Genomic DNA, 8,556 nt, shown 5'->3' with positions numbered 1-8,556 from the left:
AAGGGTCAGCGCACCGACGAAGGTCGTCGTCTTCCAGTGGCCATGCGGCACGCCGGAAGCGGCGGCCATCGGTGAACTGATCGGAGACGAAGTCGAGAGACCAGCGTTCGTTGGGCCTGAGCGGAACCAGCATCGGCGCTCTGGTGCCGATGGCCCTTTTACGCCCTCCACGCCGGCGCACCGCCAGCTTCTCCTCGCGATAGAGCCGAAAGAGCCGCTTGTGATTCACGACATGGCCTTCGCGTCTGAGCAGGACATGCAGACGCCGGTACCCGAAGCGTCGGCGCTCGCGGGCGATCGCGATCATCCGCTCCCGCAGAGCGCAATCGTCAGGGCGCGCGGATCGATATCGCACGGTCATGCGGCAGCAGCCGATGGCTTTACACGCCCGCCGTTCGCTCATCGCGTGATGCTCCACGAGATGCGCGACAGTCAGGTGTCGACGGTGGCGTTGAGGGCGTTGCTCTGGATGAATTCGCGCCGCGGCTCGACCACATCGCCCATCAGCTTGACGAAGAGATCGTCCGCCTCGTCATTCTGGTCGTTCTTGACCCTGAGCAGCGAACGGACCTCGCGGTCGAGCGTGGTCTCCCAGAGCTGCTCGGGGTTCATCTCGCCCAGCCCCTTGTAGCGCTGCAGTGAGACGCCCTTCTTGCCGATGGCGGTCACGGCCTCGAAGAGGTCGGTCGGGCCGTTGACGGCGTGGTCGTCGCCCTTGCGGCTGAGCACGCCCGGGCGCGAATAGGCCTCCTGCAGCGAGGCGGAAGCGGCGTCGAGCTTGCGGGCCTCGGCGCTGGCGAGCAGTCCGGCATCGATCGCCGCGACCTGCTTGACGCCGCGCACCATGCGCGAGAACTGGAAGCCGCCCTCGGCGACCTTGCCTTCCCAGCCGCGCTCAAGATCGTCGGAGATCGCGTCGAGACGGGCGGCGACCTTGGCGGCAGCGGCCTGGGCCTGGGCCTCGTTCTCCTCCGAAACCGGCCGCAAGGCGCCGGCGATCGCCATCTGCTCGACGACGCGCCGGTCATAGCGCGAATGGAGCTGCGACAGCGTATGGCGGATGCCCCGCGCCTCCTCGATCAGCCCGCGCAAATCGGATCCGCCGCGCTCGACCACACCGGCCGCATCGCCGCCGACGGTCTTGAAGACCGCGCCGTCCAGCGCCGTCTCGATCAGGTAGTCTTCCAGCGCGCGCTCGTCCTTGAGGTAGACATGGCTCTTGCCGCGCGCCGCCTTGTAGAGCGGCGGCTGGGCGATGAAGAGATGGCCGCGCTCGATCACCTCCGGCATCTGCCGGTAGAAGAAGGTCAAGAGCAGGGTGCGGATGTGGGAGCCGTCCACGTCCGCGTCGGTCATGATGATGATCTTGTGGTAGCGCAGCTTCTCGATGTTGAACTCCTCGCGGCCGATGCCGGCGCCGAGCGCCGTGATCAGCGTGCCGACCTGGTCGGAGGAGAGCATCTTGTCGAAGCGCGCGCGCTCGACATTGAGGATCTTACCGCGGAGCGGCAGAACCGCCTGATATTCGCGGGCGCGGCCCTGCTTGGCGGAGCCGCCGGCCGAGTCACCCTCGACGATGAAGAGCTCGGACTTGGCCGGGTCCCGCTCCTGGCAGTCCGCCAGCTTGCCGGGCAGCGAGGCGATGTCGAGGGCGCCCTTGCGGCGGGTGAGGTCGCGCGCCTTGCGGGCGGCCTCGCGGGCGGCCGCGGCCTCGGCCACCTTTCCGACGATGGTCTTGGCCTCGTTGGGGTGCTCCTCCAGCCAGGTCGAGAGCGCCTGGTTGACGACGTTCTCGACGACGGGGCGAACCTCGGACGAAACCAGCTTGTCCTTGGTCTGGGAAGAGAACTTCGGATCCGGCACCTTGACCGAGACGATCGCGGTCAGGCCCTCGCGGCAATCGTCGCCGGTGAGCGCGACCTTCTCCTTCTTGGCGATGCCGGAGCTTTCGGCATAGCCGGTGACCTGGCGCGTCAGCGCGGCGCGGAAGCCGGCGAGATGGGTGCCGCCGTCGCGCTGCGGGATGTTATTGGTGAAGCAGAGCACGTTCTCGTGGTAGCTGTCGTTCCACCAGAGCGCGACGTCGACGGTGATACCGTCCTTCTCGCTGGACAGCATGATCGGCTGCGCGATCACCGGCGTCTTGGCGCGGTCGAGATAACGCACGAAGGCCTCGACGCCGCCCTCATACATCAGCTCCTCGCGCACGATCTCGGCGCGGCGGGCGTCGGTCAGGACGATACGGACGCCTGAATTGAGGAAGGCGAGTTCGCGCAGCCGGTGCTCGAGCGTCTTGTAGTCGAACTCGACCATGGTGAAGGTCTCGGCCGAGGGGGTGAAGGTCACCTCGGTGCCGCGCTTGTCGCCGGCGGGCCCGACCACCGCGAGCGGCGCCACCGCGTCGCCATGGCGGAACTCCATGTAATGCTCCTGACCGCCGCGCCAGATGCGGAGCTTCAGCGAGACGGAGAGCGCGTTCACCACCGAGACGCCGACGCCGTGCAGGCCGCCCGAGACCTTGTAGGAGTTCTGGTCGAACTTACCGCCGGCATGGAGCTGGGTCATGATGACCTCGGCCGCCGAGATGCCTTCCTCGGAGTGAATATTGGTGGGGATACCGCGGCCATTGTCGGTCACGGTGACCGATCCGTCGGCATTGAGCGTCACCGTGACGAGATCGGCATGGCCGGCGAGCGCCTCGTCGATGGCGTTGTCGACCACCTCATAGACCATGTGGTGCAGACCCGAGCCGTCGTCGGTGTCGCCGATATACATGCCGGGGCGCTTGCGCACCGCATCCAAGCCTTTGAGAACCTTGATGGAATCGGCGCCGTAAGCGGCGTCTTCAAGGTCGCGGGCAGCGTCGCTCATCTCGTCGTCCTTCAGCGGGCGCGAGGCGTCCGCGGTGATCTTGATTCGTTGGGAAAACTATAGCCGCCGACTGCGGCTTTTTCACGCGTGTGCGCGCGTACACGCGTAGGGGCGGCGGGATCAACCCGGAAAGCGCGTGATCGCCTCCAGGAAGGCCTCGCCATATTGCGTCAGCTTGCGTTCGCCGACGCCCTCGATCGCGCGCATCTCCTCGAGCCCCGCCGGCCGCGCCCGCGCCATCGCGATGAGGGTGCGGTCGGTGAAGATGATATAGGCGGCGACGCCTTCCTCGCGGGCGAGCGAGAGGCGCAGCTGGCGCAGATGCTCGAACAGCCCGGCCGTGCCCTCGTCGAGCCCATCGGCGCGGGCCTGCTCGCGCCCGCTGCGGCGGCTGCCGCGCTCGGCGAAGGGGTCGGCCCGCAGCGCGATCGGCTCGCGGCCGAAGAGGATCTCCTCGCCCTTGTGGGTCAGCCGGAAGCCGCCATGCTCGACGCTGGCTTCCGCGAGCGCCCCGGCGGCGAAGAGCTTGCGGGCCAGCGCCGTCCAGGCACTCTTGGGCTTGTCCTGGCCGACGCCGAAGGTCTTGAGCCCGTCATGGTTCTGACGGCGGATCGCCTCCGTCGCCGTGCCGGTGAGGATATCCGCGAGATGGGCGGCGCCGAAACGCTGGCCCGAACGCGCGACCGCCGAAAGGAGCTTGCGGGCATCCAGCGTCGCGTCGGTGAGTTCGGGCGCCTCGGCGGCGCAGAGATCGCAGCGGATCGCGGCCTTTGCGTGGCGGCAACTCGGCGTCTCCTCGCCGAAATAGGAGAGCAGCGCGCTGCGCCGGCAGAGCGCCGATTCGCAGAGGTCGATCATGGCGTTGAGGCGCTTGTGCTCGATCCGGCGGCGCTCGTCGTCGATCGGCTTCTCGTCGATCTGACGGCGGCGCAGCGCCATGTCGTCGACCCCGTAGAGCGTCAGCGTGTCGGCGTTGAGCCCGTCGCGGCCGGCGCGGCCGATCTCCTGGTAATAGCTCTCGATCGAGCCCGGCATGTCGGCATGGACGACGAAGCGGACATCGGGCTTGTTGATGCCCATGCCGAAGGCGATGGTGGCGCAGACGACGACGCCGTCCTCCTGCAGGAAGACGTCCTGATTGCGGTTGCGCTGCTCCTGCTCCATCCCGGCATGATAGGCGAGCGCATTCCAGCCCTTTTCGCGCAAGCCCTCGGCCAGCCGCTCGGTGCGGCTGCGCGAGGAGCAGTAGACGATGCCCGAGCCGCCGCGATGGCTGCGCAGGAAGGCGTCGATCTGGCGGCGCGGCTGGTCCTTCGGCGCGAAGGCGAGCTTGAGGTTCGGCCGGTCGAAGGAGTGCACCACCAGATGCGGCGGCCGCGGAAAGAGCTGCTGGGCGATGTCCTCGCGGGTCTGCCGGTCGGCCGTGGCGGTCAGCGCCGTCACCGGCACGCCGCCCAGCGCCTCGCGCGTCTTCGCGAGCAGCCGGTATTCGGGGCGGAAATCATGGCCCCATTGCGAGACGCAATGGGCTTCGTCGATGGCAAGCCGCGTGACGCCGAGGCGGCGCAGCCGGCCCACCAGCCCCTCGCCAGCCAGCCGCTCGGGCGAGACGAAGAGCAGACGCAGATCGCCGGCATTCAGCCGGTCCCAGGCCTCGGCGGCCTCGCTCTCGCTGTTCATCGAGTTCAGCGAGGCGGCGGCGACGCCCGCTCGGGTCAACTGCCCGACCTGGTCGCGCATCAGGGCGATCAGTGGCGAAACGACCAGCGTCAACCCGCCGGCCACCAGCGCTGGAAGCTGATAGCACATCGACTTGCCGGAGCCGGTCGGCATCACCGCGAAGACGTCACGGCCGGCGAGCGCAGCCTCGATCACCTCCCACTGACCGGGACGGAAATCATCGTAGCCGAAGACGGATTTGAGGATCGCGCGGGCGTCTGATTCGCGGGAGGGCGACATGAGGAGGGTGTGCCCGAGGCAGGCCGCGATGACCAGTCCCGCAATGCGGGGGCAGCTCAGACGGCGTCGCGGATCACCGGCGCATGGCGCTCGGCGCGGACCTGTGCGATCTCGCCGAGAAATCCGCCGATCGACCGTTCCAGCTCCTGCGCGCGCACCAGGGCCGCCTTGACGCGCTCGTCCGTCTGGGTCGCCAGGACGGCGGCCTCACCGGCCAACCCCTCGACGAGCGAAGCGTGGCGCGCGATGGCGTCGACACCGCGGGAGGAGGTTTCGGCCTGAGCGGCAACCCGCTCGATGCGATCATGCTGATCGGCCGTCGATGCCGCGACGAGGCGGGCGCTCGCCTGCATGGTCAGCACGGTCTGGGCGAGATGGCCGACGGCATCCTCGATCGACTGGCTGGCCGTGACGACCTCCTCGATGCCCTGGCGAATGGTCTCGGTCGCCTGGTTGGTCGCGGTCGCGAGCGACTTCACTTCGGCGGCGACGACGGCGAAGCCTCGCCCCGCCTCCCCGGCGCGGGCGGCCTCGATCGTGGCATTCAGGGCGAGCAGATTGGTCTGCGCCGCGAGACTGCGGATCAGCTCGACGACATGGCCGATACGGCTGTTCGCCTGGCGCAGCATGGCGACATTGCCCGCAATGCCCTCGCATCCCGCCTCGGCCTCGTCGGCCGCACGGCTCGACTGGGCGGTCTCCGCCGAGATGTCGGCGCAGGAGGCTCCGAAGCTGCGGGTCGCCGCGACGATCTCCATCACCGAGGCCGCGACCTGCTCAGGACGCCGCTGCGTCTCCGCCACCGCCTGCAGGGTCTGGGCGGCCTTTGCCGACATCTGCGTGGAGAAGCCCGAAACATCGCCGAGGCTGAGTTCGATGGCGGAAATCCTCTCGGCGATGCCATCCCGGAACGCCTGCTCGACCTGGCGGATGCGATCGGCCGTACGGGCCTCGATCGCCCCGTCGAACTGGGCGATCGAGTAGCTCATATCGGTCAGCATCAGCTTGGCGAACACCTGCAGGGCGGTGTCGACCTTGCCCCAGCGGCGTTTCCATTTCGCGACGATGACGGGGAGGAAATGCGAGAAATCAGCCAGGAAGAACAGCGGATAATCCGACAGGTCGATGCCGTTGCGGTTGGCCCGGGCCACGATGCGCCGCTTGGCGGCGACGTAGTCCTCGCCGAAGTCGAGGGCAAACAGCAATCGGTACTTGGCCAGCTCGTCCTGACGCAGCTCGGGATCGCGTTCGCGCCTGTCGAGATCGGCCACGACGCCCTGCAACCGGTCGATCGAGGCACCGAAATGGGAGGAGAGCACGGCCAGCAAGCGGCTCGCGATCTCCTTTTCCGTCGCCGAGAACATTGTTCGGGAAGGCTGCATGACCCCCATCTCTAGCCGGAAATGGTTAACCGCCGATCAACCATGACGCGGCGTCCGCCGAAGGCCGCTCGGCTCAGGCGATGTCCTCGATCCGGCCGGGCGTGACGGCGAGACGCTGCGACCCTGCCGGCAGATCGGTAAACAGCGTGGGGTCGGCGCCCGTCATCCAGACCTGGCAGCCCAGCGCCGTCAGACCCTCATAGAGCGCCGCCCTCCGGCGGGGATCGAGATGGGCGGCGATCTCGTCGAGCAGCACGAGCGGCTCGAGATCGCTCATCGCGGCGACGAGGCGGGCATGGGCCAGGACGAGCCCGATCAACAACGCCTTCTGCTCCCCGGTCGAGCCCTGCCCTGCCGGAATGTCCTTGGGTCCATGGCGGACCTCGAGATCGGAGGCCTGGGGGCCGGTCAGCGTCCGGCCCGCGGCCCGGTCGCGAGCCCGGCCCTGGCGCAGCAGAACGCGGTAGCCGTCCTCGGCGTCGAGCGCGGCATGTTCGGCGACAAGCCGGTCGATCTCGCCGGACAGCGCGAGCTGGGCATGGGGGAAGGGCGAGGCCTCGTCACGGGTCTCGGCGATGATGGCCGTGAGCCTCGCCACGGTCTCTGCGCGGGCCGCGGCCACCGCGACGCCGAGCTCGGCGATCTCGCGCTCGACGGCATCGAGCCATTGCGTCTGGTGCGGGCTCTCTTCAAGAATGCGGTTGCGCGAGCGCAGCGCCCGTTCGAGCGCGTTCGACCGGGTCGCATGGGCGGGATCGACCGCCAGAACCAGCCGGTCGAGGAAGCGGCGCCGGTCCCCGGCCGCTCCCCGGAACAGCCCGTCGAGATCCGGCGTCAGCCAGACGACGCGCAGATGCTCGCTGAAAGCGAGCGCCGAACCGGCGGCGGCGCCGTCGATGCGGGCGAGCCGCGCGCGCTTGCCCTCGGTATCGGCCGGCCCCAGCCCCACGCCGAGCCGTGCCCCGTCCTCGGCGAGCGCGATCGAGACGGCGAAGGCGCCGTCGCCCCCCTGACGGGCCATGTCGGCGAGATCGGCCCGGCGCAGGCCTCGGCCGGGCGCGAACAGGGACAGCGCCTCGAGGATATTGGTCTTGCCGGCGCCGTTCTCGCCGCAGAGCGCAATGATTTGGCCCCCGATCGCGAGATCGAGGGCCTGATAGGAGCGGAAATCCTGCAGGATCAGGCGCGCGACGGCGGCCACGGCGGGATGACGCCTAGACGCGCATCGGCATCAGCACATAGAGCGCGGAAGCCCCGTCGCGATCCTGGATGACCGTCGGCGAACCCGGATCGGCGAGCTTGAGCAGGGCGGTATCGCCGTCGAGCTGGGCGGCGATATCCATCAGATAGCGGGCGTTGAAGCCGATATCGAGCGGGCTCGCATCGTAATCGACCTCGATCTCCTCCGTCGCCGAGCCGGAATCCGGATTGGTGACGGAGAGCGTCATGCGGCCATCGGCCATGGAGAGCTTCACCGCCCGGCCACGCTCCGAGGAGATCGTCGAGACGCGGTCGACGGACGCCGCGAAATCGCCCTTGTCGACGGTCAGGCGCTTGTCGTTGCCAGCCGGAATGACGCGCTGATAGTCCGGGAAGGTGCCGTCGATCAGCTTCGAGGTCAGCACCACGGCGGCGGTGGCGACGCGGATCTTGGTCGCGGAGAGTTCGACCATGACCTCGCTCTCGCCATCCTCCAGCAGCTTCTGGATCTCGGCCACGGCCTTGCGCGGCACGATCACACCCGGCATGCCGACCGAGCCCTGCGGCGCAGCGGTGTCGACGCGGGCGAGGCGGTGACCGTCGGTCGCGACCGCGCGCAGCATCGGACGGCCATCGACATCGATGGTGTGGAGATAGATGCCGTTGAGATAATAGCGCGTCTCCTCGGTGGAGATCGCGAACTGCGTCTTGTCGATCAGGCGCTTGAGCTCGCCGGCCGGCAGCTTGAAGCCATGAGCCATCTCGCCGGCGGTGATGTCGGGAAAATCGCTTTCGGGCAGCGTCTGGAGCTGGAAGCGCGAACGGCCCGAGCGCAGCACCAGCCCGGTTTCGCCTGTGGTCTCGAGCGAGACCTGGGCACCGTCGGGCAGCTTGCGGACGATGTCGTAGAGGGTGTGGGCCGGAACCGTCGTCGCCCCAGGCTCGGGCACGTCGGCCGCGACGGTTTCCACCACCTCGATGTCGAGATCGGTCGCCTTGAGTTTCAGCCCGGCCTCGGTGCCGCTGAGCAGCAGGTTCGAGAGGATCGGGATCGTGTTGCGGCGCTCCACGACGCGGTGCACATGGCCCAGCGACTTGAGCAGGGTGGAGCGTTCGACAGTGACCTTCATCTGCGAGTCTTCTG

General features: G+C 68.3%; 5 protein-coding genes and 1 pseudogene. All 6 read right to left on the bottom strand.

The window, feature by feature from the left end; translation table 11 throughout:
- A pseudogene (locus AX750_RS19195) lies at positions 1 to 430 on the bottom strand (IS3 family transposase); the annotation flags it as partial.
- A 2-nt stretch (positions 431 to 432) separates the two neighbouring features.
- Positions 433 to 2,871, bottom strand: a complete 2,439-nt coding sequence (gene gyrB / locus AX750_RS19190; protein WP_066719898.1) for a DNA topoisomerase (ATP-hydrolyzing) subunit B — start codon at positions 2,869 to 2,871, stop codon at positions 433 to 435.
- Between the two features lie 120 nt (positions 2,872 to 2,991).
- The gene (recQ, locus tag AX750_RS19185) at positions 2,992 to 4,830 is read right to left on the bottom strand and encodes a DNA helicase RecQ (RefSeq protein WP_066719901.1); all 1,839 of its coding nucleotides are present in this window, start codon (positions 4,828 to 4,830) and stop codon (positions 2,992 to 2,994) included.
- A gap of 56 nt (positions 4,831 to 4,886) precedes the next feature.
- Positions 4,887 to 6,212, bottom strand: a complete 1,326-nt coding sequence (locus AX750_RS19180) for a methyl-accepting chemotaxis protein (protein WP_197426591.1) — start codon at positions 6,210 to 6,212, stop codon at positions 4,887 to 4,889.
- Positions 6,213 to 6,285: 73 nt separating this feature from the next.
- The gene (gene recF / locus AX750_RS19175; RefSeq protein WP_066719908.1) at positions 6,286 to 7,413 is read right to left on the bottom strand and encodes a DNA replication/repair protein RecF; all 1,128 of its coding nucleotides are present in this window, start codon (positions 7,411 to 7,413) and stop codon (positions 6,286 to 6,288) included.
- A gap of 13 nt (positions 7,414 to 7,426) precedes the next feature.
- The gene (dnaN, locus tag AX750_RS19170) at positions 7,427 to 8,542 is read right to left on the bottom strand and encodes a DNA polymerase III subunit beta (protein WP_066719927.1); all 1,116 of its coding nucleotides are present in this window, start codon (positions 8,540 to 8,542) and stop codon (positions 7,427 to 7,429) included.
- Between the last annotated feature and the right edge of the window lie 14 nt (positions 8,543 to 8,556).

The sequence above is a fragment of the Methylobacterium sp. CCH7-A2 genome, assembly GCF_001557075.1.
Classification (GTDB): Bacteria; Pseudomonadota; Alphaproteobacteria; order Rhizobiales; family Beijerinckiaceae; genus Allobosea; species Allobosea massiliensis.
Note: the sequence above shows the minus strand (reverse complement) of the source record. Positions and strands in the feature narration are given on the sequence as shown.